At 61.9% G+C, this 26,002-nt stretch carries 27 protein-coding genes and 1 pseudogene; 6 read left to right on the top strand and 22 right to left on the bottom strand.

The window, feature by feature from the left end; translation table 11 throughout:
- Positions 1–369 precede the first annotated feature (369 nt).
- From C2L66_RS26935 to C2L66_RS26890, 10 genes are all read right to left on the bottom strand, one after another.
- Entirely contained in the window at positions 370–1,608 is a 1,239-nt protein-coding gene (locus C2L66_RS26935; protein ID WP_054933653.1) for a porin, read from the bottom strand.
- 116 nt (positions 1,609–1,724) lie between these two features.
- Positions 1,725–3,230 (bottom strand): aldehyde dehydrogenase family protein, encoded by a 1,506-nt coding sequence (locus C2L66_RS26930; RefSeq protein ID WP_060605330.1) that lies wholly within the window; start codon positions 3,228–3,230, stop codon positions 1,725–1,727.
- 25 nt (positions 3,231–3,255) lie between these two features.
- Positions 3,256–3,819, bottom strand: a complete 564-nt coding sequence (locus C2L66_RS26925; RefSeq protein WP_060605333.1) for a c-type cytochrome — start codon at positions 3,817–3,819, stop codon at positions 3,256–3,258.
- The gene (locus C2L66_RS26920) at positions 3,816–4,325 is read right to left on the bottom strand and encodes a c-type cytochrome (RefSeq protein ID WP_060605336.1); all 510 of its coding nucleotides are present in this window, start codon (positions 4,323–4,325) and stop codon (positions 3,816–3,818) included. Before C2L66_RS26920 ends, C2L66_RS26925 begins: the two co-directional genes overlap by 4 nt.
- Entirely contained in the window at positions 4,322–4,861 is a 540-nt protein-coding gene (locus C2L66_RS26915) for a methylamine dehydrogenase light chain (RefSeq protein ID WP_060605338.1), read from the bottom strand. Before C2L66_RS26915 ends, C2L66_RS26920 begins: the two co-directional genes overlap by 4 nt.
- Positions 4,862–4,901: 40 nt before the next feature.
- The gene (mauD, locus tag C2L66_RS26910) at positions 4,902–5,519 is read right to left on the bottom strand and encodes a methylamine dehydrogenase accessory protein MauD (RefSeq protein WP_060605340.1); all 618 of its coding nucleotides are present in this window, start codon (positions 5,517–5,519) and stop codon (positions 4,902–4,904) included.
- The gene (locus C2L66_RS26905) at positions 5,516–6,082 is read right to left on the bottom strand and encodes a MauE/DoxX family redox-associated membrane protein (protein WP_060605343.1); all 567 of its coding nucleotides are present in this window, start codon (positions 6,080–6,082) and stop codon (positions 5,516–5,518) included. Before C2L66_RS26905 ends, mauD begins: the two co-directional genes overlap by 4 nt.
- A gap of 7 nt (positions 6,083–6,089) precedes the next feature.
- On the bottom strand, positions 6,090–7,247 hold the full coding sequence (locus C2L66_RS26900) for an amine dehydrogenase large subunit (RefSeq protein ID WP_060605346.1): 1,158 nt from the start codon (positions 7,245–7,247) through the stop codon (positions 6,090–6,092).
- A gap of 236 nt (positions 7,248–7,483) precedes the next feature.
- The gene (locus C2L66_RS26895; protein ID WP_233444984.1) at positions 7,484–8,224 is read right to left on the bottom strand and encodes a hypothetical protein; all 741 of its coding nucleotides are present in this window, start codon (positions 8,222–8,224) and stop codon (positions 7,484–7,486) included.
- Positions 8,225–8,232: 8 nt separating this feature from the next.
- A complete protein-coding gene (locus C2L66_RS26890) occupies positions 8,233–8,421 on the bottom strand; it encodes a hypothetical protein (RefSeq protein ID WP_060605351.1) in 189 nt (62 codons plus the stop codon).
- Positions 8,422–8,639: 218 nt separating this feature from the next.
- Here C2L66_RS26890 and C2L66_RS26885 point away from each other — a divergent pair, with 218 nt between their 5' ends.
- Both C2L66_RS26885 and C2L66_RS26880 read left to right on the top strand, forming a co-directional pair.
- Positions 8,640–9,584, top strand: coding sequence for a metallophosphoesterase family protein (locus C2L66_RS26885; protein WP_060605353.1), 945 nt, complete (start codon positions 8,640–8,642; stop codon positions 9,582–9,584).
- A 98-nt stretch (positions 9,585–9,682) separates the two neighbouring features.
- A complete protein-coding gene (locus C2L66_RS26880) occupies positions 9,683–9,979 on the top strand; it encodes a cupredoxin domain-containing protein (RefSeq protein WP_409372643.1) in 297 nt (98 codons plus the stop codon).
- A gap of 46 nt (positions 9,980–10,025) precedes the next feature.
- Here C2L66_RS26880 and C2L66_RS26875 read toward each other — a convergent pair whose 3' ends face one another.
- Both C2L66_RS26875 and C2L66_RS26870 read right to left on the bottom strand, forming a co-directional pair.
- Positions 10,026–10,460 carry a hypothetical protein gene (locus tag C2L66_RS26875; RefSeq protein ID WP_060605360.1) on the bottom strand — a complete coding sequence of 145 codons (435 nt, stop codon included), beginning with the start codon at positions 10,458–10,460 and terminating at the stop codon, positions 10,026–10,028.
- 54 nt (positions 10,461–10,514) lie between these two features.
- Positions 10,515–11,261, bottom strand: a pseudogene (locus C2L66_RS26870) (COG4705 family protein).
- Positions 11,262–11,708: 447 nt separating this feature from the next.
- Here C2L66_RS26870 and C2L66_RS26865 point away from each other — a divergent pair.
- The gene (locus C2L66_RS26865; RefSeq protein WP_233445042.1) at positions 11,709–13,316 is read left to right on the top strand and encodes an alkaline phosphatase family protein; all 1,608 of its coding nucleotides are present in this window, start codon (positions 11,709–11,711) and stop codon (positions 13,314–13,316) included.
- Between the two features lie 220 nt (positions 13,317–13,536).
- Here the strand turns inward: C2L66_RS26865 and C2L66_RS26860 are convergent, their stop codons facing one another.
- Together C2L66_RS26860 and C2L66_RS26855 are read right to left on the bottom strand one after the other, a co-directional pair.
- The gene (locus C2L66_RS26860) at positions 13,537–13,860 is read right to left on the bottom strand and encodes an antibiotic biosynthesis monooxygenase family protein (RefSeq protein WP_060605363.1); all 324 of its coding nucleotides are present in this window, start codon (positions 13,858–13,860) and stop codon (positions 13,537–13,539) included.
- Between the two features lie 39 nt (positions 13,861–13,899).
- The gene (locus C2L66_RS26855; protein WP_060605366.1) at positions 13,900–14,538 is read right to left on the bottom strand and encodes an FMN-binding negative transcriptional regulator; all 639 of its coding nucleotides are present in this window, start codon (positions 14,536–14,538) and stop codon (positions 13,900–13,902) included.
- A 116-nt stretch (positions 14,539–14,654) separates the two neighbouring features.
- Here C2L66_RS26855 and pdxR point away from each other — a divergent pair, with 116 nt between their 5' ends.
- The gene (gene pdxR, locus C2L66_RS26850; protein WP_060605370.1) at positions 14,655–16,160 is read left to right on the top strand and encodes a MocR-like pyridoxine biosynthesis transcription factor PdxR; all 1,506 of its coding nucleotides are present in this window, start codon (positions 14,655–14,657) and stop codon (positions 16,158–16,160) included.
- Between the two features lie 189 nt (positions 16,161–16,349).
- On the opposite strand, the gene C2L66_RS26845 is transcribed toward pdxR, so the two are convergent.
- Positions 16,350–16,655, bottom strand: a complete 306-nt coding sequence (locus C2L66_RS26845) for a DUF4148 domain-containing protein (protein ID WP_060605373.1) — start codon at positions 16,653–16,655, stop codon at positions 16,350–16,352.
- 126 nt (positions 16,656–16,781) lie between these two features.
- On the opposite strand from C2L66_RS26845, the gene C2L66_RS26840 reads away from it, so the two are divergent.
- The gene (locus C2L66_RS26840; protein WP_060605376.1) at positions 16,782–17,222 is read left to right on the top strand and encodes a hypothetical protein; all 441 of its coding nucleotides are present in this window, start codon (positions 16,782–16,784) and stop codon (positions 17,220–17,222) included.
- 80 nt (positions 17,223–17,302) lie between these two features.
- Here the strand turns inward: C2L66_RS26840 and C2L66_RS26835 are convergent, their stop codons facing one another.
- From C2L66_RS26835 to C2L66_RS26805, 7 genes are all read right to left on the bottom strand, one after another.
- Entirely contained in the window at positions 17,303–18,394 is a 1,092-nt protein-coding gene (locus C2L66_RS26835; RefSeq protein ID WP_060605380.1) for an alcohol dehydrogenase catalytic domain-containing protein, read from the bottom strand.
- 55 nt (positions 18,395–18,449) lie between these two features.
- Entirely contained in the window at positions 18,450–19,484 is a 1,035-nt protein-coding gene (locus tag C2L66_RS26830; RefSeq protein ID WP_060605383.1) for an NAD(P)-dependent alcohol dehydrogenase, read from the bottom strand.
- Positions 19,485–19,549: 65 nt separating this feature from the next.
- On the bottom strand, positions 19,550–20,296 hold the full coding sequence (locus C2L66_RS26825) for an SDR family oxidoreductase (RefSeq protein ID WP_054933671.1): 747 nt from the start codon (positions 20,294–20,296) through the stop codon (positions 19,550–19,552).
- A gap of 17 nt (positions 20,297–20,313) precedes the next feature.
- Entirely contained in the window at positions 20,314–21,294 is a 981-nt protein-coding gene (locus tag C2L66_RS26820) for a sugar-binding transcriptional regulator (protein WP_060605386.1), read from the bottom strand.
- A 49-nt stretch (positions 21,295–21,343) separates the two neighbouring features.
- Entirely contained in the window at positions 21,344–22,249 is a 906-nt protein-coding gene (locus C2L66_RS26815) for a carbohydrate ABC transporter permease (protein WP_035997298.1), read from the bottom strand.
- Complete coding sequence (locus tag C2L66_RS26810; protein WP_231950053.1) at positions 22,246–23,181, bottom strand: carbohydrate ABC transporter permease; 936 nt, start codon at positions 23,179–23,181, stop codon at positions 22,246–22,248. The genes C2L66_RS26815 and C2L66_RS26810 overlap by 4 nt, the downstream gene beginning before the upstream one ends.
- Before the next feature lie 25 nt (positions 23,182–23,206).
- Entirely contained in the window at positions 23,207–24,559 is a 1,353-nt protein-coding gene (locus C2L66_RS26805; protein WP_054933674.1) for an ABC transporter substrate-binding protein, read from the bottom strand.
- A gap of 304 nt (positions 24,560–24,863) precedes the next feature.
- Here C2L66_RS26805 and C2L66_RS26800 point away from each other — a divergent pair, with 304 nt between their 5' ends.
- On the top strand, positions 24,864–25,988 hold the full coding sequence (locus tag C2L66_RS26800) for an ABC transporter ATP-binding protein (RefSeq protein WP_060607130.1): 1,125 nt from the start codon (positions 24,864–24,866) through the stop codon (positions 25,986–25,988).
- The last annotated feature ends 14 nt before the right edge of the window (positions 25,989–26,002 follow it).

The raw sequence follows: 26,002 nt of genomic DNA, 5'->3' as shown, positions 1-26,002 counted from the left end.
CACAGTTTGCCACCTGGGCGGCATGTACCATTCGCTGCCGTTGGCCCGTGTACGGGTGTCTGAAGCGGGTGAGGCGCTGATTCGGCGCGCTGGCAACGCACGCGTGCAAGGGCGTTGCCATGTGAAGGGTAGGGACGTTGGGGGCCCGTGGGTAAACGTCAAGAATTGGCGGTGTGAGCCGCTTTCTTTTGCCTACTTTTCTTTGCGGCGGCAAAGAAAAGTAGGTGCCGCCCCGCACAGGGGCGACGCTTGAAGCACGCTAACGTAACGCGGATGCCAGCGAGAGCAAAGGCAAACCGCGAACGCCAGCGCAGAGCAAACCGCATCTGCCAGCGCAAACCCCAACCCAGCGTCGCAGACAAAAAAAACTCAGAAGTTATGCTTCAGCCCGAGAGTCACAGACACCTGCTTATCCGTCGTGGAATTCGGCAGATTAGGAATCTGCGCATAATTCACGCTCTGTCCGGTGACAGGATCCATCCCAATCCCACTGCCAGCGGCTTTCTGAAAAATCCCAACCGCATACAACGTCGTCCGCTTGGACAAACTATACGTCGCCCCAAGATTGACCTGATGAAATTTCGGCGACCCGCTGACATCGGTTTTCATCGAGTTATAGATATACGCAGCCCCAAGCGTAAAAGCGGGCGACAACGCATACGTCGCATTCACCTCGACGATATCGAACCGCACATCCGCGCCTTGCGGCAGTGTGGCGCTCGCAAAGTACTGGCTATCATCCAGCCGCGTATGCGTATAAACCAGTCCAAAAGTCGCTGGCCCGAAGGTATAAGACCCACCCACACCAAACGCTTTCAACGAATGCGCATTCTGCAACTCACAGTACATTGCAGTCGGATTCGAGCACGCAAAATCCCCGATATAACCCTGCTCGCCGCCTAGCGCAGCATCGAGCGGATTATTCAGATCGAGATAGCCGACCCCGAACGAGAAGGGCGCATTGTTATAACTGGCAGAAACAGCCCAGCCACGCTTCTGCGAAAAATCACCCGCCACGCCGCCCAGCGAATACGTGCCGCTCACAGAAAAACCCGCAATCGTAGGACTGACATACTGCACCGCATTGTTCAGATTTAGCGCGGCATTCAGATTATCGACGTCGCCGATATGCGACCCATACAACGTGGCCCACGTAATACTCGAAGCATATGGCGCCAGTGCATTCGTGTACGAATCGAACTGACGGCCGAACGTCAGCGTGCCGTACTGCTCGTTGGTCAACCCGACCCACGCATTCTGATTGAAGAGCGTGCCGCCCTGCACGAAACTACCGCTTCCCGTGTAGAAACTGTTCTCGAGCTTGAAGGTCACCGACGTGCCGCCGCCAATATCTTCACTCCCGGTCAACCCAAATCGCGAAGGCGCAGAATTTCCGCCCGTGAACTGAAAATTGTGTCCGCCGCCGACACTGCCATCCGCATGCGTCACCTGCTGGTTATTCGTGTACGTGATGCCCGCGTCGACATCGCCATACAACGTGACGCTGCTCTCCGCATGCGCCATGCCGGGCGCAGTCATCGCAGCCATGGCGCCCGCGAGCGCGGCCACCGCCGCCGCGATGGTGCGCGGCGTCGTCCTGTATTTCATGTCTCTTCCCCTTTGTCTTATCCGTCTGCTTCGTGAGCGTGCGATCCGGCTGCCTTGCCCGTCTAAACCTCAAAGCGCAATGCTAAAAGCGCTTCGGCAAGGCAGCGCCCGAACCCTTACGCGTAATTGATCATCACGGACTTGCTTTCCGTGTACTGCTCGATGACAGCGCGTCCCAGCTCACGGCCAAAGCCCGATTGCTTCATGCCGCCGAACGGCAGCGCGTTGTCGAGCAGCGAGTGGCAATTGACCCACACCGTGCCCGCCGCGATGCGCGGAATCAGCTTATAAACGGCCGACATGTCGTTCGACCAGATACTCGCGCCAAGACCATACGGCGTGTCGTTGGCCAGTTGCACGGCGCTGTCGATCTCGTCGAACGGCATCGCGACCAGCACCGGCCCGAAGATCTCTTCGCGCACCACGCGCATCGTCTGGTTCGTGTCGACCATCACGGTCGGCTCGACGAAGAAGCCCGGCTTGTCGATGATCTTGCCGCCCGCAGCGGCGCGCGCGCCTTCCGCGAAGCCCGAGTCGATATAGCCGCACACGCGCTCGCGCTGCTTCGCGGACACCAGCGGGCCGATCAGCGTCGACGGGTCCATGCCCGCGCCGACCTTCAGGCTCTTCGCGATCTGCGCGACGCCGTCGATCACCTTGTCGAACACCTTGCTGTGGATATAGACGCGCGAGCCAGCCGTGCACACCTGGCCCGAGTTGAAGAAGATCGCGTTCGCGACGCCTTGCGCGGCCTTGTCGATATCGACATCGGGCAGCACGATCACAGGCGACTTGCCGCCCAGTTCGAGCGACATGCGCGTCATGTTGTCGAGCGCCGCGTGGCCAATCAGCTTGCCCGTCTGCGTCGAGCCTGTGAAGGCAATCTTGTCGATGCGCGGATCGCGCGACAGCGCCGCGCCCGCCGTATGCCCATAACCCGTGACGATGTTGACGACGCCGTCCGGAAAGCCCGCTTCGCGGATCAGTTCGCCAAGCCGCAAGGCGGTGAGGGGCGTATCTTCGGCGGGCTTCAGCACGACGGTGCAGCCCGTCGCGAGCGCGGGTGCGAGCTTCCACGCGGCCATCAGCAGCGGGAAATTCCACGGGATGATCGCGCCGACCACGCCGACGGGTTCCTTGCGTGTGTAGGCAAACACTTCGCTGTCCGGCATGTACGGCATGCCCGCATCGATCACGCTGCCTTCGATCTTCGTCGCCCAGCCGGCCATATAGCGGAAGCACTGCGCCGCCATCGACACGTCGAGACCTTGTGCGACCATCACCGGTTTGCCGTTGTCGAGCGATTCGATTTCCGCGAGCTCGCGCGCATTCGCTTCGACGAGATCGGCGAGCTTCAGCAGCAGACGTTCGCGGTCGGTGGTTTTCATCGTGCGCCACGGGCCGGCGTCGAACGCGCGGCGTGCGGCGGCGACGGCTTGCTGGACGTCGTGCTCGTTCGCTTCAGGCACGCGCGTGAGGACGGCGCCGTCGGCGGGATTCACGACGTCGAGCGTGCGGCCCGACGATGCATCCGTCCACTCCGCGCCGATCAGCATCTTCTTCGGCTTCGCGATGAACGCCTGCGTTGCGGCGAGCAGCGGGAAGGTGTGAGTCGTCTCCATGTTCGATTCCTTTGATAGGGGATGTTCAGTAGCGGTCCGCGACGCCCTTGATGCCGCGCTCGTGCAGATCGCGAATCAGTCCGGCGCGCACGGTCGCGACATCGGAGAGAGCGGGGCGGCGGCGTGCGGAGACTTCGGCAGCCGTGTAGGGCTTGAAGTCTTTCGGCAGCGCTTCGTGGTTCATCGTCGTGAGCAACCAGTTCAGCACGTCGGCGAGTTCCTGATCGGAGAGCGCCGAGTTCGATGCGCCCGGCACGCGCATCACATACTCGCGCCCGGCGGGCAGATGCTCGAAGTAGCCAAGCGAGTGCGCGAGCGGCGGCACCTTGCCGGGAATGCCGCCGCCCGTCGCCGTGTGACAGCCCATGCAGTTGAGCACCCAGTGCTGCTGCGCGAGCGATGCGTCGGCGCTGCCTTGCGCATTGGCGGGCGAGGGCGGCGCGAGCGTCGCGGCGCACGCGATGAGCAGCATCGACATGCGCCGCGCCGCGCCGACCCACAACGCCGCCGATGAAACCGCGCGCGCGCCGCGCACGGGCTGCTGCGTGGGCACGCGGTCGCCGGCACGAGACACGCGAGCGGCGTTCATAGGCCGAGTCCCTTCGTGACGACGGCGCGCTGCGTATGGACGGCGGCGCTGTCCATCGTCTGGGCGCGTGCCGCCTTGATGTCGGCGGCCGTGAACGGCTTCGCGTCGCCGTGCTGCGCGTTCAGATCGAACACGACATAGTTCAACACCTGCGCCAGGTCTTCGTCGCTTGCGCTTGCGAAGCTCGGCATCTTGAAGTTGTAGCTCTTGTCGTGAACCTTGATCTCGCCGAACATGCCGTGCACGAGTGTCGATGTCAATTGCGCGCGGCCCGGCGCCGTTGTCGAATACTTGCCCGGGTACTCGGTGAGCGGCGGCGCGAGTCCGTCCTGGCCTTTGCCGCCAGCCTGGTGGCACACCGCGCACTGCGCGTCGAACATGCTCTTGCCGGCGGGGTAGTGCACGGTCTGCGCGAACGCGATACCCGGCATCGTCAACGACGCAGCCGCCGCAACACAGGCGGCCGCGATTTTCCCAGCGGGCCTTGAAAAATGCGTCACTTTCATTGCTTTGCTGCTCCAAGCAGGACCGAAACCGAACAGTGATAGTTCGAATTGCCGTTCGCCATGCACCAGTTGATGTCGTTGTCGAGCGACAGCTTGTAAAGCGGCTTCTCGCGTTCGTTGCGGTTGCAGAAGCACTTGCCGCACGAGGTTTTGCCGCAGCAGTCGTTGTACGAGACGATGTAGTCGGTGCCGTCGTGCGGATTGCGGCAAGTGCCGATCCACGTGATCGGCGAAGGCGTCGTGCCCGGCGGGCAGCTGCTCGACGTGCCGCCGCAGCAGCTGCAGAGCCAGCCGTCGATGGCGCAGTACTTCCAGTAATCGCAGCTCATCGGATCGTCGCTGGCGCCCGATGCGCCCGATGCAGCCGATGCAGCCGACGCAGCATCGGCTGCATAGGCCGTGCGATCGACGGGCAGCAGCGGCAGCATCGCCGAGCCGACCAGCACGCGGCCTAGCTTCGCCATCGCGCTGCGCCGCGAACTGCGCTGCGCGACGCCGCGCGCCGACTTCTCGAACCATGAATCAAAAACGCCCATGTGATTGTTCTCCGCTCAGGTTGTCAGTGGGTTCGATGCGTCAAGCGTGCTGTTCGTGGCGATGATCGCCGTGCACGAACTCCTGCAGCGACGCGACGCCGCGTTCCTTCGCTTCGAACAGGCTTTCCAGATGCTCGCGCGTATTGACGAGACCCTTGGCGCGCACCTTGCCGCCGTCGTCGAGCAACACGGCATACGGCAGCTTGCCGATCTGATACGCCATGCCCAGTTCCTGCGAGAGCACATACGGGAAGCGGTCGAGGTTCTGCTTCTGTGCGAAGCGCTGATGCTCGGCGAGGTCGCCGTCGCTGGCGAGCACGATGTTGACGGGCGTGGTTTCGCTCGATTGCAGCGAAGGCAGCAGCGGCAACAGCTTCTTGCAGACGGGGCACGTCGGCGACAGGAAGAACAGCAGCGTGGCCTTGCCTTGCGCGTCGATGCCGCCAACCTTCACGTTCTGGCCGCGAATGTCGGAGAGTTCGAAGGTCGGCGCAATCGCGCCGACAGCGGGGCCCTTGTCGATCATCAATGCGCCTGCGGGCATGATGCGTTCGTACAGGATGCCGACCTGGCGAACCAGCGCGAGACAGATCGCGCCGAGCGCGAGAACGGCGATCCACAGGAGCGCGGTGGAAACAGTGAGAGCGGTTTGCATCATGAATTCCTCAAGTGAGAAAGGCGCGGCACGTTGGCCAGCAGCACGTCGAAAATGAGCAGTGCGCAGACGATCAGCAGCACGGCGAAGAACAGCGTCAGGTAGTCGAACCACACGATCGAACGCGTCGCGGGTTCGATGAACGCGGTCGCGGCGAGCGCAGCGAGCAGCACGGCACGCGCGACATGAAACCAGCCGATGCCGCGCGGCGCATTCGCTTGCGTTGCCGATTGCGTCGCGGCAAAGCCCGAGCAGCCGCAGTCGATATCGGTGTGGCCGCGCAGGATGTTGAACGCGAGCCCCGCCGCGAAGGCGAGCAGCAGCGCGACCAGCACGATCGCGCCGATGACGCGCGTATCGGGGAACAGCAGCGCGGCGGCGCCCACCGTTTCCGCTGCCGCGATCGCGATGGCGGCGGGTGCCGTCAACGCGTCGGGCAACAAGCGGTAGTCGCCGAGCGCCTGACGGAACGCGGCAGGACGCCGCCATTTGGCGACGGCGCCCAGCAGCACGACAATCGCCGTGCTGGCCTGCGCGCCCGTTGCGAGTACAGGATCGAGCATCATGTCGGCCTCACGGATTGACGAGCAGCGACGACGTATTGCCGACCTGCTTTTCGACGTGCTGCAGCTTGCCCGTGCGCGCATCCATCACGACGAGATCCGACGTGCCCGTAATGCCGTAGAACAGTGGCTTGTCGTCGTCGCTGACCTGGATCGAGGCGATCGGGTCGATCTTCTGCTGCGACAGGTCCCAGCGCGCGATGCGCTTTTTCGTTTGCAGGTCGTACACCCAGACTTCCGTGCCGGGGTCCTTGTGCGTGCCTTCGCCGCCCTTGTGCATCGCGACGTAATAGCGATGCAGCTTCGCCTGCACGGCCGTCTGCTGCATGCCGCCCGGACGCCAGCCTTCGGCGCGCTCGGCGTCCGTCAGCAGCGACCACGGCTTGCCGAACACGGGCTTGTCGCCGCGGAAGTCGGCGGTGCGCACCATGCCGTGGAAAGTCGTGAACAGATAGCCGCCCTGGTACGGCGATGCGTTGATATACGCGGGGTCCTTGTCGACGTCGATGAACGCGTCTGACATCGTGCGCTTCGCTTCCTTGCCGTTCGCGTCGAGCGTGATGGTGAGCGCCTTGCCGCTTTCGCACAGGCCCGTGAAGCGGTCGTTGCCCGACGGAAACGCGAGCACGCAGGCCGCCATATCGACTTCCGACAGCACCTTCTTCGACGCGACGTCGATCACCGTCACCGATGCGGCGGGCGTGATGTTCGTCACGTAAAGTCGCTTGCCGTCCGCGCTGAACGTCGTGTTGTACGGCGACGGCACGTGCTGGCCGTGCTTGGGCGGAATCACGATTTCGCCTGTGTGATCGAGCGTCGCGTTGTCGGTCATCTCGACGACGTCGGTGCGCTCGCCGTGCGAGCCGCGCGCGAAATACGTGGTCGCGACGAAGCTCGTCTTGTGGTCCGGCGAGATCGCGAAGCCCGGCGCGAAGCCTGCGTCGATCTGGCCGAGCAGCTTCTTCGCATCGGCGTCGTACAGATAGATGCGTGCGTCCGTCATCGACGGCATCGAAATATCGACGACGAATACCTCATGCGGATGCCAGGGCGGCAGCTTCTGCACGGTCAGTTCTTCGGGCTTTTCGATTGCGTGCGCGCTGCCGATGCATGCCGCAGCAAATGACAGCGTCGCCGCGATGGACGCGGTTCGTCGCCTTATTCTCATGTCGCCTCCGTTAGAGATTCACGTTGTGTGAGGCGACTGTAGATCGACGAAAAATCGGGCCAACGCCGAAACCGGCAAGGCGTGCGTGCCGATTTGGGATATTGGTAGCCTTGCTGAAAGGGATGTAGGGCGGGTGTTGGGTTAGGCGCGGTGCTGCTGTTGCGGGTTAGGGTTTGTTTCTAGGCATTTTCTAACCGTGCACGAGTTGTCAGACATCGTGGGTTGCGGCGACGTATTCAGCCGTTGTTTTGCTGGCTTCGCCGTTCGAGCCTGTTACGCATCTGGCCGGCAACGAATGCGCTGATCGTCATCAGGAGATAGACGGCGACGAGATCGTGGCGCCACGCATCCAGGGCGAGTTGATGGGCAACCAGCTTTGGATCGGGTGCGGGCAATGTGAAGCGCTTTGTCTCGACGGTTCGCATCATCTGGATAAAACCCGCCGCGGACAGCAGCGGCAAGAGGATGGCGAACGTAAGCAATGCGGGCTTCATGCGTTGCGCCAACGGATGATGGCGCAAGCGGAACCACAATCCGAGGCATCCATGTACCCAGCCGGGCGCGAGCAGCGCAAGCTGCAGTCCCTGCGTGCCGCTCGTGAGCAGCGTGATGACGACACGCTCGTAGTTCGGCTCGAAGCCATAGAGCGTGGAGGCCAGCCGGGTCGTCACCGCGTGGCGGATCAGCAGCAGCGGCAGGCTGAGGCCCGCCCAGAGGCGGACCCAATCGGCCCCGGGTAGCGTCCAGTGGCGGCGCGTGTAGATCGTATGCAGCGCGAGCCAAAAGTGCAGCGCTGCCGCACCGTACAGCGCCAATGTGCCCGGGACGCTACGCCAGAGCCACAACGCCAACTGCAGCGCGCGCCCGGCAAGCTCCAGTGACCAGACGGCGAGCGCGTGATTGATCAGATGGAGGAGGAGATAGGTCAGCAACACGATGCCCGACCCGAGCTGAAGACGGCGCAGAACGGATTGCACTCGAAGCCTCAATTCACGGATGTGCGGGCCTGGCCCGACGCGCAGTCATCCGGGGTCGCCGTGCGTTGACATACCGATTCGGCGAGTCGCGATAACGCCGAAATCGAGCCGCATACGCTGTGGTATTCCTCCCGGCCGATTCTGCCATCGAGGATGACTGTCAGTCCCGATTCACGGGCCAGGTCGATGATGTCCATTTCGATTCCCCAATTCGTGTGTCCTGCTTGCCAGACCGTCCACATGCGCCGGATATTCCGCACTAAAAGGTCAGCGCATGAGTCGACGCAGCAACAGCAGTTCATGTTTCGGGAATAGAACGGACGTCATCTCAGTCTAGTGCTTGAACCCAGCCGGCGGAGGTCCACTGGGTGATTCGGCGGTCTATACCTTCTGAACCCCCAATCGAGAGCACATCATGTCATCCGATACGCCTTCCAATCCGTCGCGCCGCAGCGCGTTGAAATGCCTCGCCTATGGCGGCGCCGGCACCCTGTTCGTCCTTGCAGGCGGCATTCTCACCCCTGTCGAGTTAGCGCTCGCCGCCGGTACGGCCGACAAGCCGGCATCTTCAGGCCTGCCCTTGTTCCTTCAGATCAGCGACACACATATCGGCTTCAACAAGGAAGCCAATCCGGATGTCGCCGGTACGCTCAAGGAGACGATCGACTTCGTCAACGCGATGCCCGTCAAGCCAGCACTGACGATACACACGGGCGATATCACGCACCTCTCGAAGGCCGCGGAATTCGATCTCGCGGCCCAATTGCTGTCGGGGCTGAATATCACTGAACTGCACACCGTGCCTGGTGAGCACGATGTGACAGACGGACCGGGAACCGAGTACTTCCAGCGCTTCGGCAAAGCCTCGGACAACAAGGGGTACTACAGCTTCGATCACAACGGCGTGCATTTCATCGGGCTCGTCAATGTGATGCACTTCAAACCGAATGGTTTAGGGAGCCTTGGCGACGACCAGCTTGAATGGTTGGAAAGCGATCTGAAAGGGCGCTCGTCGAGTACGCCGATCGTTGTGTTTGCACACATGCCGATGTGGACAATTTACGAACCATGGGGATGGGGCACGGGCGACGCTGGCCGCGCGATGGACTACCTGAAGCGGTTCGGCTCGGTCACCGTGCTGAATGGACATATCCATCAGATCGTGTCCAAGGTAGAGGGGAATATTACTTTCCATACCGCGCGCTCGACCGCGTATCCGCAACCGACGGCCGGAAACGGCCCTGGGCCCATGCCGCTCAAGGTGGCGAGCGATCAGCTTGCCAGCATGCTTGGCGTGACCAGCATCAAGATCTCGCGTCATCCGCTCAAGGCGACGCTGTCCGACGCGACGCTCGTCTGATTGCAATCACCCTCTACTTATCTACTTATCAAGCAAGGAACGGGATCATGCTATCTGCCATCTTTCGTCGTACGCTGGTTGTCTCTGTTGGAGTCGGGATGATCGTGGCGGCATTCACTTCAGGGACGACTGCCGCGCAGGCGCAGGAGGCCAATGCTGTCGTTATCAAGAATTTCATGTTTTCACCGATGTCCACCACGATTAAAGCGGGTTCGACGGTGACCTGGAAAAATCTGGACGGCGAACCGCATACCGTGGTTAGCGACTCCGGCCTGTTTCGCTCCGCCGCGCTGGATCAGAACGAGACTTATCAGTTCAGGTTCGACAAGCCTGGTGTCTACAACGTGTTTTGCGGCATACATCCGAACATGAAGGAAGTCATTACCGTGCAGTAGAGGTGATCGGATCGAGCTTAAGAGGCGGAACCCCGACGTTGACCTTTTAAACCTTGCCGCTCATCCGGTCCATCATCGCGAGCAAATCCGTCAGGGTCTTTTTGCACCTGGCCTGGCTGGGTGAACTTTCGCGAAGGGCCGCGAGCGCGTCGTCGATCGACTTGTCGAGTTTGTGCCAGTCGGCGGCGGCGCGTGGCTTCAGTCCCGCTTCGGCCTCGTCCCACGACGTTTCCAGATCCTTGATCCGCTTTTTCGCGCCCGCGAGGTCGTTGGCGTCGACCAGCTTCGAGGTGTCGACAACGATCACGCGGAACTTCGAAAGATCGCCGAGTTTCGATGCCTCTGTAGCAGCATTTGCTGACGAGATGGGTGACAGTGCCGCAATCCATGGCGGCATACGCACGGCGGCCGATGCGTGACTGGCCGCGACGGCCGTGGCAGTGACAAGCAGGAATGCGGAATTGACGATAACACGCTTCATTGCTAAACCTCCGGCTGAAAGACGACGGTGAACGGGTAAAAGCGGGGCGTGCGCCTAGGTACTGCTGATCCTGCTGTGCCGGACTCTCGCAGCCGTATGCAGGAATACCAGGACGACAATGATGGAGAGAAACGCGATGCTGGTGAAGACCGTACCCAATCCAATTCCGCCGTACTCAGTTGCCTGAGAGAGAAGATCGCCGAGTGACGCACCAAAAGGCCGGGTCAAAATGTAAGCAAGCCAGAAGATCAGTACTCGATTGGCGCCGAGATAGGCCGCAACTCCCATCATGACAAGCATGACGCCGAATATGAGGGCGCCGAGACTGAAGCCGAGCCCTAACGCTTCCGTCGCAAGGTCACCAGCTGCCGTGCCGAGTGCAAACGTGACGAGGATAGCAGTCTAGTAAAAGAGTTCGCGATTGCGGGTGACGATCGTGTGAATGGAGAGGGTCCTTTCTCTGTAGTACCAGAACGCGAAAATAAAGCAGAGCAGTACCGCGAATGCGACGGTGCTCGCGTAAAGACTTACGCCAAGTACATCGGTGAGCACGTCCGTCAATTGCGTGCCGACCACGCTTACCAGCACGACGGTCAACCAGTAGATCCACGGAATATAGGTTCGGTTGCTCAACTGTGTAACGAGCGAGGCAGCGAGCATGGAAAGCGTGATGGCTATGGTCAGCGTGGCGCCGAGGCCGACATGGACAGCGAGGTAATCCGCACCCGTTTCGCCGACCGTGGTGGAAAAGATCTTGATTGTCCAGAAGGTGATCGTGACTTCCGGAACCTTGTTTTGTATCGGTGCGACGGGCCGATGCGCCATGACTTATCCTCATTCATGATGTCCGGCTCGTTGATCGAAGTACAGATCGGAGCCTCAGGCTGCACTATGGCGTCGCATTGCTTATCGAATGCTTAGGTGATGACGGTATGCGTTCGTTCCTCTTTCAAAAGAGCTATTTGCCCGTGAAGAAACGTTCGAATAAATCAATCCTTTCCTTATGCAATTCTTAAGAAATCGAGAGAGGACGCGACACCATTCGGCGCCAGGACTCTATTTGTGGGTCGTGATTTTCATTCTCATGAATTCGGTTAAACGAAAGGGAAAAGTCATTCCGATGACGTATTAAATGGGCACATTACCTCGCTGCAGTCACTTCGAATTCAAACATTCAGTGAGGTGGAGATGAGTCGTCTTATCAGGCAAATGGGAGCAGGCATCCTGGCGGCAACGATTGCGCTTCCGATGATCGTTCATGCTGGCGATGACAAGGAACATGGTCACGATCACGACCGGCGCGACGCCGACGTGCGACGGGTTTTGCTGATCAGTGTGGATGGTCTCCACGAGCAGGATGTGGCGCGCTGCATTGCCGCTAATACGTGTCCGAATCTGGCTTTGCTGGCGAAGTCCGGCGTAACGTACTCCAATGCTTATACGCCTGGACTCTCCGACTCGTTTCCTGGCCTTGCGGCGCTCGTGACGGGCGGCTCGCCGAAATCGGCGGGACTGTTCTATGACGTTTCGTACGATCGCACGCTTTATGCGCCGTCAGACCCGACTTGCCAGGGCAAGCAAGGTTGGAATGTCGTATTCGACGAAACCACGGGCATAGACGCAGAGAACGGCGGGGCGCTTACGCATCTCGACGGAGGAGGCGCCTTCAATCCGCAAGCGATTCCACACGCAAAGACAAATGGCGTGTGCGTGCCTGTTTATCCACATAACTATCTGAAGACGAACACGATCTTCGAGGCCGTCAAGCAGCACGTCGACGGTGCCCGCACGGCCTGGGCCGACAAGCATGCGTGGGGCTATGACTGGTTAAATGGTCCGTCAGGCAAGGGCGTCGACGATCTGTCACGTACCGAGATCAACTCGATCGATCCGGCGACGGGCACGAACTACACCGACGCATACGCGCATACCGAACAGTTCGATAACCTGCATGTTCAGTCCATCATCAATGAGATCGACGGAAAGGACTCAACGGGCAAGCAAAACGCCGTTGTACCGACCTTGTTCGGTACGAACTTTCAGACATTGAGCGTTGCGCAGAAGGCGCCCGTCGCGTCCGGCGGCGGCTATCTAGATGCGAGCTTTACGCCGGGCAAGCAGGTGACGGACGCGATTGCCTATGTCGACAATGCGCTTGGAAAGATGGTCGATGCACTGAAGTCGAGAGATCTCGCGAAGTCGACGATGGTGATCGTAACGGCCAAACACGGCCAGTCGCCCAGCGACCACACCAGGCTGGTCAAGAACGGCGACACGCTGGTGGGCCTGCTCGAAGCGCATAACTATCTCGATCCGAACGGCCGCTTTGGGCAAAACAGCACGACGACGGGCAACCTGAATGACGGGACGGGTCTCGTCGGCACGGGCTTCGCGCAAACCGACGATGTCGGTCTCATCTGGCTGCGGGACCAGAGCCAGGTTCAGGATGTCGTGTCGACGCTGAAGGCCAACCTGGGTTGCAACGCGCCAGGAATCTGCGCTGACGGGCCGCAGGCTTACATCCTTTCGGGACCGCGGCTCGCGGCGCTATTTGGCGACCCGGCATATGGACGCACGCCCGATATCATCGTGCAGCCCAACCCCGGTGTTATTTACACATCGAGCAAAGCGAAAGACGAGGAGCATGGCGGGAACGCGCCGGACGACAGCCATCTGGGCCTGATCGTCGCGTATCCCGATGGACATCATCATGAAAGGCATGTCGATCGGCGCGTCAGCACCACACAGGTTGCACCTACGATCTTGCGCGCACTCGGGCTGGACCCGAAATCGTTGCAGTCCGTTCGTATGGAGGGCACCCGGCCGCTACCGGGGTTGGGAGAGGATGACGATTGACCGGGATGCCTGATGCGGCTCGACTGCTGCTTGCGAGCATTTGAAGATTGCGTACCTCAAATGTGCGGTTTGCTTCGGCCTGGTCGCATGGCGCTTCGTGCCGATACTGTCAGGCAGGTTCAAATGCCACTGGTCCAGTGGGCCAGTGGCATTGCACTGATTCAGGGTGCTCGTACGTTCTGTGCGTTGTCGAAGACGGTTTTATTTTCAGCCTCGTCACTTACTGACGGCCGTGGACCTGCTTCACGAGCCGGCCATCACCATATTCCCGAATCACACGCGCGATGATGACCCGATAGCCATCCAGCCAGCGGCTTTGCTTCGCTTTCGCCTCGACGTGCACGGGATGCCGGATCAGTTGTAGCAATGCCTCTTCCGATTCCCAGTAATAGACGTTCTGGGTCAATCCTTCACTGGCGTTTTCCCACGTCTCCTCACTCACATATCCCGGAATGGACCGAGCCACTGCGGCAATCCGCTGATCGAGTTCATGAAATGCCTCGTCGTATTGACCGGCCCGAAAAATGAACGTGGAAGAGTACATTGCATTATCTGAAGAACGTTGAGCGATGCCGACCGCTCTTTATGGTTGCTTCGTCGGGACCCCGGCGAGCATGGCATCGGCAAGCTGGGATTCGCCACTCGACTTGAGTGCTTCGGCAGCACCCTGGATATCTCGCGCTTCCTTGTTCTGACTGAGCTTGCTCTTGCCGACAAGACGCGTGATCTCAACCTGAATACCGACGATCGCCTTTACCATCGCATCCACGTAGTCCTTCGGTGCGTCGCCCATCTTCCAGGGTTTCGGTTCCGATGCCTCATGTGTGCGAGTGAGGCGGCCCACTACGCCTCGCACGTAACGCTCATCATCGAGAATCGTCATGCGGCCGTGCGCATGCACAACCATGTAGTTCCAGGTCGGCACCTGTTTGTGCAGTTCGTGCTTGCTCGGATACCAGTTCGGAGAAATATAGGCGTCGCCCGCATGGAACACGACGAGGACCTCGTCGCCGTTCGCGACCTCCTGCCATACCGGGTTGGCCCGCGCCACATGCGCACGCAGCACGCCGAGTTCGCCGTCCTCTGCAGCAAGTTCGAACGGAATGTGATTGGCGTCGAGTCCGCTGCTACCGTGCGTGATCAACGTGCCAAACGGATGTTGAACGATGCGGGAGTGCAAAACTTCCTTCCGGGTTTCGGCAAAGTGGGCAGGTACGTACATACGCGGTCTCTGGCTGCTAAGGACGATGGGTTGGTATCACAGCGATCCTTCCAGTTTGCGGTAAAAGTGGTTTATTCTGAAGGACCAGTTTATTAAATTTCCAGTGAACCAGAATTATGGCGAGAACTGCGCGTGACGCGGACATGCCGTCGCTTGGCGCGCTCGATCGCACGGCTGGCAATCTGAGCCGTCAAATTGCGGAGGCGCTGCGGGAGGCCGTGCGCAAGGGCGACATCAGAGCCGGAGACGGACTGCCGTCATCGCGTTCGCTCGCTGCCTCACTTCGCGTGGCGAGAGGGACAGTGATCGAGGCCTACGAGCAATTGCTTGCCGAAGGGTTTCTGGAATCGAAAGCGGGAGCGGGAACGCATGTCGCCCAGGCCCTGGCGGAGTCGCAGTCGGTCAGCGCACCCGAGGCGACCCCGGAGCCGGCAACGAAGTCCGGGCTACCCGCGCGCGCCCTGGCGTTCGCCCAGATCGCACGAGAGTTTCGTCCGCTCGAGCCGATCCCCTTCGCGATATCTGTCCCAGTCGGGTTGACCGCGCCCGGCGATATCTGGCGCCGCCTGGGTAACCGGGTACGCGCAAGGGGCCCGGGTGCGCCCACGGGATACGCCGATCCTTTGGGCGCGTTGCCCCTCCGAGAAGCGATCGCAGCCTATGTGCGAAGGTCCCGCTCCGTGCGGTGCGAGCCGGACCAGGTCATCGTGACCAGCGGTACCCAGCAAGGACTGTTTCTCGCGAGTCAGGTCCTGCTTGGTCCGGGCGATCAGGCGTGGGTCGAGAATCCCGCTTACCGTGGCGTCACCGCCATACTGGAAAACATCGGCTATCGCGAGGGCGTGATCCGTGTGCCCGTTGACGCCGAGGGTCTCGATGTCGAGGCTGGCATCAACATGGCCCCGCATGCACGCGCGGCATTCGTTACGCCGTCCCATCAGTACCCTTTGGGAATGCCTTTGAGCATGGCACGGCGCACGGCCTTGCTCGCGTGGGCACGCGGCAGCGATGCGTGGGTAGTCGAGGACGACTATGACAGCGAGCTCCGTTACGAGGGCTATCCGTTTCCGGCCCTGCAGGGCTTGGCGCCGGACCGCGTGATCTATCTCGGTACGTTCAGCAAGATTCTGTTTCCGTCCCTGCGGTTGGGCTATCTGATCGTCCCGCGCAATCTCGTCGATGCGTTCTGCGGTGCCCGCGTGCTCATGGACCGCCACCCGCCGACTGCCGATCAGCACGTGCTCGCCGCCTTCATGGCGGAAGGACATCTGGAACGGCACATACGCAAGGTTCGCAATGTCTACGCCGAACATCGGCGTCAACTCATCGATACCCTCGAAGCTTTGCTCCCCGCTGACCTCGCGTGGATCGAGCCCGGCGATCAGGGGATGCACCTCGTGCTCTGGCTCGCAGACGGGCTGGACGACCGGGAGCTTGTCGGGCGCGCCGCCGGAGAGGGCGTCGCGGTACGTGCCGTGTCGCCCATGTTCGCGCCGCAGACGGGACGGCCGGGCCTTGTTCTTGGCTTCGGAGGGTTCAGCAGCGAGCAGATGAGGGCCGCTGCTGAGCGCCTGGCGGCGGTCATCGCGGGTTCACGAGAGGGAAAGCCTCGGCGCAGATAGCCAGGGCATACCAGCACATCGAAGGTCCGGCTCGGGGGCGGCCAGAGACGCTCACAGACTTCAGGCGAGTGTCTCGCACGTCCCTTGTCGCCACGGATCAATTGCGCACTCACCCTGACCGGGCGATGGCCAGGACCTGCTTCGCCGCCAATCCCGGCGAGGCATGAAACCGAAGCGGCCTTGTGCGGTTCATTTCACCTGGGCCTGTTGGCATTCATCGTGATACCAGCGATCGACCTGGCTTTGCGCAGCCTGCAGATCTTCCGGGTAGTACGGATCGAACCACCGGGACGGGTCGTAACCCGCTTGCCTGAGTGCTGCCAGTTCGCTGAGGTTGCGCTGGCGGGTGAGGGGCGCATGGTTCCGAAGCTCGGTCAGGTCGCGGCACTGGGCGGCGCTCAGATGCGTTGCGCCTCCCGGCATGCCGCCTGCGGCACAGCCAGCGAGCAAGAGCGTCAACGCCGCCAGCGACGCGCGGATCTCTGAACTCCTCATGTGCTTTCCCCTTGGACGAATCGAACGTGTAAGCAGATAGACGGGCCTGCAGGGGCATGCCACGCGAGCCGCACGCTACTGTATTGCGATGGTTGATTGTCCCCGAAAAAGCCCGCGAAGCAACAGATGAAGCTGAGCAGCCTGCCGCGCGGCGCCCGTTTCCAGGTAGCGGCGGCGGGTAGCGATCCAGCGGATGTGCAGACGACGATCCGCTCGATGCGTATCTCCGCACCGGGCGATGGTTCGTGGACGTCCTATCTGGGACAGGCGCTTCGCACGGAACTCGCTACGTCAGGCAACTATGACGCGAACGCGGCGGCGCGCATCGAGGCGACACTCTCCGAAGTGCGTATTGCCGACGGCCAGGCGCAGGTCACCGGCCACTTCGTCGTCCGCCAGGGGCCGTCGGTACGTTACGACAAGGTGCTGCACGCCGACGCGCACTGGGACTCGGCATTTCTCGGGGCGATCGCCGCGTCGAACGGTCTGAACCAGTCCACGGCGATTTTTCAGGCACTGCTGCGCAAGCTGTTCGACGATCCCGACTTCGCGGCCGCGTCGACGTAGCCTGCGTTATCCGCGCACGCGTGCTCTATGGTGGGCGCGAGTTCCGGCAATGGCCCGGCACCTTGCGCTCACCTCGCATGTCACGTTTTCGGCTTGAGCAGCACCTTGATCGAATCGAGCGAATTCGCGACTTTGATCGCCTCGTCCCATTGCTCCAGCGAAAACCCGTGCGTGACGATCCCTTTCGACGTGACGAGCCCGCGCGCCAGCAGATCGATGGCGATCGGATAGCAATACGGGCCGAGATGCGCGCCGCGCACGTCGAGTTCCTTACGGTCGCCGATGATCGACCAGTCTGTCGTCGTGTCGCTGCCGAACACGGAGAATTCGACGAAGCGCCCGAGCTTGCGGATCAGATCCAATCCCTGCGTGACACCCGACGGCGAGCCCGTCGTTTCGATATACACATCGCAACCATACTGATCAGTCAATGACCGGACGACACCGAGTGCATCGTCGGATGCCGGATTGATCGTCACGTCTGCGCCGTATTCGCGCGCGAGCGCGAGACGCTCGTCGACCAGATCGATCACCACCAGCTTTTTCGGCGTTTTCAGATGCGCGACCTGCACCATCATCAGGCCCAGCGGTCCCGCGCCCGCGATCACGGCCACGTCGTCGAGCTGGATGTCGCCGCGATTGACGGTGTGAATCGCGCAGGCGAGCGGTTCGATGATCGCCGCATCTTCCAGCGATACGCCAAGGGGAATCTTGTGGACGATGGCCGTGGGCGGAAAGCGCATGTACTGGGCCATGCCGCCGTCGGCGACTTCCCGCTGGAAGCCGAAGATGTTGTGCACCTCGCACATCCAGTACTGGCCTGATCGGCAATAGCGGCACTTGTCGCACGGCACGATCTGTTCGGCAATCACGCGCTCGCCCAGCTGCACATTGAAATGCTCTGCCGCGCCCTCGCCGAGTTCCTCGACATAGCCGAAGAACTCGTGGCCCGGAATGACAGGCGCCTTGACCCACGGGTTCGGGCCGCCCCAGAACATCTTTGCGCCCGACCAGCATTTGCAGTCGCTCGCGCAGATGCCGCACGCGGCGATGCGTATCACCAGTTCGTTGCGCCCGGCGCGCGGGCGCGCCACTTGCTCGACGCGATAGTCCTTCGGCGCGCGGCAAACGACCGCCGTCATGGCTGACGCTGCATCCTGGGTCGCGTTCATGCTGCACCTCACGCTGGTTTGTTTGGCAAACGGGCAACCCGCACCGCTTGCGCGGTCACTCCATCACGATCTGCACCTTCACGTCGGTCGGATTGCCGCTCGCCGCTTCTTCGAAGGCCTTGATGCCGTCTGCGAAAGCGAACGAGCGCGAAATGAACGGCTTGACGTCGATGCGTCCCGACGCGATCAGTTGAATCGCGCGCGGAAAGATGTTCGCGTATCGGAACACGGACTCGACGCGCGCTTCCTTGATCTGCAACGCGACGATATCGAGCGGGACGGGATGCTGCGGCATGCCGACCAGCACGAGGCAGCCGCCGGGGCACAGCAGATCGACGATGCCGTCGAATGCTTTCTCGCTGCCGCTCGCTTCGAACACGATATTTGCGCCCCAGTCGTCCGTCGCGCGCCGCACCACTTCCTTGACGGATGCGTCGCGGATGTTGACGGCCGTCACACCCGGCGTGCTGCCGATCAACGCGAGCTTCTCCGGCACCATATCGCAGACGATCACGCGGCTGCATCCGCCCGCCAGCGCCGCGAGCACGCACATCATGCCGATCGTGCCGGCGCCCAGCACGACGGCGACGTCGCCCGGCTTGATGGCCGCTTTCTTCGCGGCCTGAAGTCCGATCGACAGCGGCTCGACGATGGCCCCTTCGGCAAAGCTCACGTTGTCGGGCAGCTTGTACGTGAACGCGGCGGGATGGACGACGAACGGCGCGAGGCAGCCGTGCACGGGCGGCGTCGCCCAGAAGCGCACTTTCGGGTCGAGGTTGTAGAGGCCCTCGCGCGATGCGCGCGAATCCATGTCAGGCACGCCGGGTTCCATGCAGACGCGGTCGCCGGGTTTCAGATGCTGCACGTCGTCGCCGACCTGCACGATGGTGCCTGCCGCCTCGTGCCCGAGCACCATCGGCTCGTTGACGACGAAGGGACCGATGCGTCCGTGCTGATAGTAGTGGATGTCGCTGCCGCAGATCCCGACCGTATGGATGCGGATGCGCACGTCGCGCGGTCCGACTGTCTGCGGCAGGCTGAACGGACGCAGGCTGATGCGTTGTGCGCCTTCGAGTACCAATGCTTCCATCGTCGTTCCTTTCGCAAGAGAGAGATTGATTGGCGGAGCCCGCATTGGGCGCGCGCCGCGTGTGTTCAGCCGGCCTGGAAGCCGCCGTCCACGGCGAGGCTCACGCCGCTCACCATGGCCGACTCGTCGCTGAGCAGATAAGCGATCGTGCGCGCGACTTCGAGCGGCTGCACGAAGCGCTTCAGCGGAATGCGGGCGAGCATCGGCGCGGACTTTGCCGGGTCGCTCCATGCCTTCTCGGCCATCGGCGTCAGCGTGACGACCGGGTTCACCGTGTTCACGCGGATGCCGTGCGGACCCAGTTCGACGGCCATCACGCGCGTCAGGCCGTCGAGCGCGGCTTTCGATGCGCAATAGGCCGCGTGCAGCGGCAAGCCGACGGTGGCCGACAGGCTCGACACATTCACGATCGAGCCGCTCACGCCGCGCCCGATCATGCTGCGTGCGCATTGCTGCGCGACGATCATGGCGGCGCGCACGTTGACGGCCATGATGGTGTCGAAGGCCTCGACGCTCGTGTCGAGAAACGGTTGCAGTTCGACGATGCCTGCGCAGTTGACGAGCAGATCGACGGGCTGCGCCGCTTCCGCTGCGCCGCGTGCCGCGCCTGCATCGCCGAGATCGGCGCATAGCGTCGTGCAGCCGGTCTCGTCTTCGAGCGTGCGCAGATCGGCGGCCGAGCGGCTCAGCGCAATCACGCGCGCGCCCCGCCGCGCCAGCAGTTGCACCGTCGCGCGGCCGATGCCTTTGCCCGCGCCCGTGACGAGCACGGTCTTGCCGTCGAACTGCCGAGGGTCGTCGTGCGTGGACATCGCGGCTCCCTAAGTATTCAAGGTTCGTCGCATAGTCGGCGCGCCGTGTCTTCGTCCGTCACGAGCACCGACGCATAGCGGCCTCGCAACGCGGCGCGCGTCACATGAAACTTCTTCGTGCCGCCCGATACCAGCACCACGTCGTCGATCTTGCGGAGGTCGTCGAGCGAGATCGCGACCGTGCGGCGGTTCAGCGGATGATCGATGGGGTCGCCGTTCGCATCCATGAAATGGCCGAGCATGTCGCCAATCGCACCCGCCTTGCGCAAGGTCCGCAGATCGTCGGGCTTCGAGATTCCATACGTGACCACGAGCGATTCCGTCAGGTCGCCGCAGGTCAGCAGCGCGAGATCGGCATTGCGCGCGAGCTCATACGTGCCGCGCACGGTTTCTTCCTGAAGGATCAGATCGCGCGCCTTCTGGCTGCCGACATAAATGGGCGCCGCGAACAGATAGGCGTCGGCCTGGCAGAGATTCGCGAAGTCCGAGACGATGTCGAACGTGTTGATGCTCGGGCAATGCGACAGGCCGCCTTGCAGCGATACGGCGTTGACGGCGCCGTACGCGCGCTGGGGCATCGCGCGCAGCACCGCGCGTATCGTGCGGCCCCAGCCGACGCCGACCGTCGCGCCTTCCGTGATGCGCTTGACGAGGCAACCCGCCGCGCCGATGCCGAGCGCGGCCATGTTCGCCTCGGGGCTGATGCCCGTCGGCACGACCACTGCGTCGTCGAGTTCGAAGCGTTCGACGAGCTGTTGCTCCAGCGCGATGCACGGCGCGATCCGGCTATTGATCGTGATCTGCACGAGGCCCGATTCGCGGCCCGCCGCGAGCAGCCGGTTCACGCGCACGCGGTTGCTGCCGATGCGATGCGCGATTTCCTGTTGCGTCATGTTGCCGATGTAGTAATGCCACGCGACGCGCGCCTGCAATTCCTCTTCGGCGTCGACGGTAACGTCGGCTTCCGGCATCGTGACGAGTGGGGCGGTCTTGGTCATGAATCGTTTTGTGTCCGGGTGGAAAGCAACACGCGGTTATACCAGAGCGTCACTTCACTGCGCCCATCGTCAGCCCTTGCACGAGCCGGCCCGACACCAGCAGCGCGAACACGACCATGGGCAGCACGATCAACGTGCCCGTCGCCATGATCTCGCCCCACGGCAGCTCATAGCCGCTCATGTAGCTGGTGGCCGCGACGGGCGACGTGATCGCGTCGGTGCGCGTCAGCACGAGCGCGTAGAGCAGGTCGTTCCAGGAGAAGATGAAAGCGAAGATCGCCGATACGACAATACCCGGCATCGCCAGCGGCAGATTGATGCGCCAGAAGATCCGCCACGGCGAAGCGCCGTCGAGCCGCGCGGCTTCGTCGAGCTCGACGGGGATGTTGCGGAACTGGTCGGTGCAGATCCAGATCACGATGGGCAGCGAGAATGTGATGTACAGCAGGATCAGCACGATGTGCGTATCGACGATATCGAGCTTCGTCGCGATCAGGAAGAACGGCACGGCGAGCACGACGGGGCTGACCATGCGGTTCGAGATGAACCAGAACCACAGGTCTTCCTTGCCGCGGAATTCATAGCGCGCGAGCGCATACGCAGCGGGGGTGCCGAGCAGGATCGACAGCACCGTCGTGCTGCTGGCGATGATCAGCGAGTTGATCAGACTACCGCCCACTTCGTGCGTAAACAGTGCTTCCACGTAATGCACGAAGGTCGGCTTGAAGAGCCACACGGGCGGATAGGCGAGCGCCTCCGCCTGGCTCTTCAGGCTCGTCGTCACCATCCAGTAGAACGGAAACACGGACGACAGGAACACGACCAGCAGCCCCAGAAAATGCCACCCGGTGGCATTGCGCCGCGCCGCGCGTGCACGGCGTGCGCGTGCCGTCAGGCGAGGGTTGCCGGGCAGCGCGGCGTCGCCGCTCGCGCGTTGTGTCGAAGGTGCGTTCACGCGGCCTCCCGGTAGACAAAGCGGATATAGAGCCGCGACAGCACGATGGTCAGGATCAGCAGCAGGATCGCCTGCGCGGACGCCATGCCCTGATCGAACAGGCGGAAACCGACGCGCTGGATATACACGCTGATGAACTCCGTCGCGGTGCCGGGCCCGCCGCGCGTCATGGTGAAGACGGCGTCGAACATCTTCAGCATGTCGGCGGAACGCAGGATCAGGATTGCAGTGAGGCCGGGCAGCAGATAGGGCCGTTGCAGATGCCACAGAATCTTGCTCCACCTGGGCGTTTCGAGGCGCGCGGCTTCTTCGGCTTCTTTCGGCACCATCGTCAGGCCGGCCAGCAGGATCAGCGCGCAGAACGGCGTCCATTGCCAGATGTCCATGATCATTACCGAGACGAACGCGAGCGTCGGGTCGGCGAGCCAGTCCTGCGGCGGCATGCCGACCAGACCGCCGAGGTAGTTCGCCACGCCGAACTGCCGGTTGAAGATGAGCCGCCCGATCAGGCCCACCACGGCATATGTCGTCGCCATCGGAATCACCAGGCTGACACGCGCGACAGCGCGCATCCACGGCAGTGTCGTGCGATGGAGCATCAAAGCGGCGAACAGTCCGAGCGCGACTTCGATCGGCAAGGTCACGCACAGGAACAGCGCCGTACGTCCCAGCGCGCCCCAGAACGACGGGTCGCTCAGCGTCGCGATGTAGTTGTCGAACCAGATGAACGGCGTGCCCGAGGCGAGATCCGCGAGCTTGTACTGATGAAACGAGTTGTACAACGCCAGCAGCAGCGGATAGATACCGATTGCGGCAAGCGTGAAGATCGCCGGGATCAGAAACCAGAACGCAGCCGAACCCGGCAAGCGCACCCGCGAGCGGGGCCTTGCCGGTGTCATGCCGTTGCCGGGCCGAGCAGTGCCGTTCAACATCGATGCTCCCTTCGGTGCGTTGCCGTTACTTCAGCAAAGGCTTCTTGCCGCTGTAGTAGCCCGCCTTGTTCAGTATCTCTTCCGTCTTCGAGCCGATGGTCTGCGCGCCGTCCTTCACCGACACCTGGCCCAGCATGATCTTCGTGCCCCATTCGCCGATCACTTCCGACACAGCGGGCCATTCCGGGAAGCGCGGACGATAGTCGGGCACGCCGCCTTGCCATGATTCGACCATCGGCTTCACGAACGGATACTTGTCCTGCACGGCCTTGTCCTGGTACACGGCCGTGCGCGCGGGCACGCCGCCCGCTTCCAGATACGGCTTGGCCATTTCTTCGGACGTGATCCACTGGATGAACAGCCACGCAGCCGCCTGCTTCTTCGCATTCGACTTCGCGTTGACGGCCAGCGAGAAGCCGCCGAGCGCGGGCTTCAGCCCGGCGGGACCCTTCGGTTCCGTGGTGATCGCCAGGCAGTTGCCGATCTTCGATTTGGCGGGATCGGTGAGCGTCGGATAGAACGCCGACCACTCGGTGATCATCGCGACCTGGCCTTGCGCGAGCGCGTTGACGGCTTCGGCGTGATCGAAATCGACGATGCCGGGCGGCATGTACTTCATCAGCTTCTGACGGTATTCGAGGCCAGCCTGCGATTGCGCCGACATCAGGTTCGACTTGAATTTGGCGTCGAGCAGCGAGCCGCCGTTCGGCCACAGCACGCGCATGAAACTGTCGGCGGACTGCGTTTCGCCGCGCCGCGATTGCAGCGCGAACGCGAACTGGTTCTTGCTGGCCTGCGTCAGCTTGGGCGCGTAGACGTTGAGCAGTTCGTCCCAGGTCTTCGGCGGCTCGTTGAAGCCCGCGTCCTTCAGCATGCACTTGTTGTAGAACATCAGGCCCGAGTAGTTATCGAACGGCAGGCCGTAGGTGACCTTGTCCCACGAGCCGAACGAGTCGAGCAGAATCGGGAAGAAGCCGGGCAGGTTCAGCTTCGGATCGGCGAGCTTCGGGTTGTCGGTGAAGGTCTTGATGGGAACGAGCCACTTGTTGCTGGCGAATTCGCCAATCCACACGACGTCGACGAGCACCACGTCCTGATCCCCGCCGCCGACGAAATTGAGCACTTCCTTCTCGCGCGTGTTCTCGTACGGGATCACTTCCCACTTCACGTTGATGCCCGTTTCCTTTTCGAACTGCGGAATGAGTTTCTGCGCTGCCTTGTAGCCGGGGCGATCGAGAAAGATCGCCTTGATGGTGGTGCCCGAGTACGGCTGCGCGGCCTCCTTCAATGTCCATGCATCCGCGTTGGCAGCGCAGAGCAGCGACGCCGTGGCAAGCGACAACGCTATGGCAGCAGGCCGCAGAAAGCGCTTTTTCATCGTTCGTCTCCTTGATTGTTCTTGAACCATCGGCAAATGCCGCGGCGGTCAGGGTCATTGCGGCGACGTGCATCGACGCGTGCAAAACATACGGCGTGCCCTCGTCGTTTCACTTGTAATTTGCGTTTTACAAATGTATATTTTGACGCGCACCGGTTGTCAAGAAGAAAATCGTCAAGTGCTGGATGGTGCGTCGCGGCATGCGCGGTTTGGGTTCGCTGCGCATTCCGTCATGAAGCAGCCAGTGCTTTGCATGAGACCAGCGCATGGCGCCGTACGGCCTTGCATGGGACAGGAGACACGCATGAGCGCCGTACATTTGCAGAAGATCCGCAAAGCGTTTGCAGGCACCGACGTGCTGAAGGGCGTCGACATCGATGTCAAGGAGCACGAATTTCTGGTGTTCGTCGGTCCGTCGGGATGTGGCAAGTCGACCTTGTTGCGCAGTATCGCCGGGCTGGAGCGGATCGATTCGGGCCGGGTCGTGATCGAAGGCGAAGACGTGACGGAGCTCGAACCGTCGGAGCGCGGCGTGGCGATGGTGTTCCAGTCCTACGCCCTGTATCCGCATATGTCCGTGTACGAGAACATCGCGTTCGGGCTTCGCATGATCAAGTTGCCCGAAGCGCAGATCAAGGAGCGCGTGCATCGGGCGGCGGATATCCTGCAGATCGGGCAATTGCTCGAGCGCCGCCCACGCGCGCTGTCGGGCGGGCAACGTCAACGGGTGGCGATCGGACGCTCGATCGTGCGCGAGCCCAAGGTGTTTCTCTTCGACGAACCACTGTCGAACCTCGACGCCGCGTTGCGCGTGCAGATGCGCCTCGAACTGATCAAATTGCACAAGCAGCTCAACGCCACGATGATCTACGTCACGCACGACCAGACGGAAGCGATGACGATGGCCGACCGGATCGTCGTGCTCAATCACGGCGGAGTCGAGCAGATCGGCTCGCCGCTCGAGTTGTACCGTACGCCGCGCAACCGTTTCGTGGCGGGCTTCATCGGTTCTCCGAAGATGAATTTCCTCGAGGTCCGCGTGCAGAAGAGCGACGAGGCGGGCGTCACGATCGAACTGCCCGGCGGCGCGCCGCTCGTCGTGCCGTGCAACGGCGACGCTGTCGAGCCGGATCAAAAGCTGGTGCTCGGGGTTCGGCCCGAGCATCTGAGCGAGTCGGCGAATAGCGACACCGACAGCACGTTGGCAGGCGAGGTGATGGTCATCGAACATCTGGGCAGCGAGACGCTTCTGCATGTGCGTCTTGCCGACGAGCGGGTGATCCAGGTGAAGGGCTCGGGGGAATCCACCGCACTGGAAGGGCAGCCCATCAAGCCAGGCTTTTCGAAGCGTCACGTGCATCTCTTCCGTCAGGACGGCATGGCGCTCGAACGCAAGCAGCCCGTTACCGATGCGATGCGCGTGAGCTGAAAGCGGACACGGGT

Origin of the sequence: Paraburkholderia caribensis (assembly GCF_002902945.1) — a bacterium.
GTDB classification, from domain to species: Bacteria; Pseudomonadota; Gammaproteobacteria; order Burkholderiales; family Burkholderiaceae; genus Paraburkholderia; species Paraburkholderia caribensis.
Note: the sequence above shows the minus strand (reverse complement) of the source record. Positions and strands in the feature narration are given on the sequence as shown.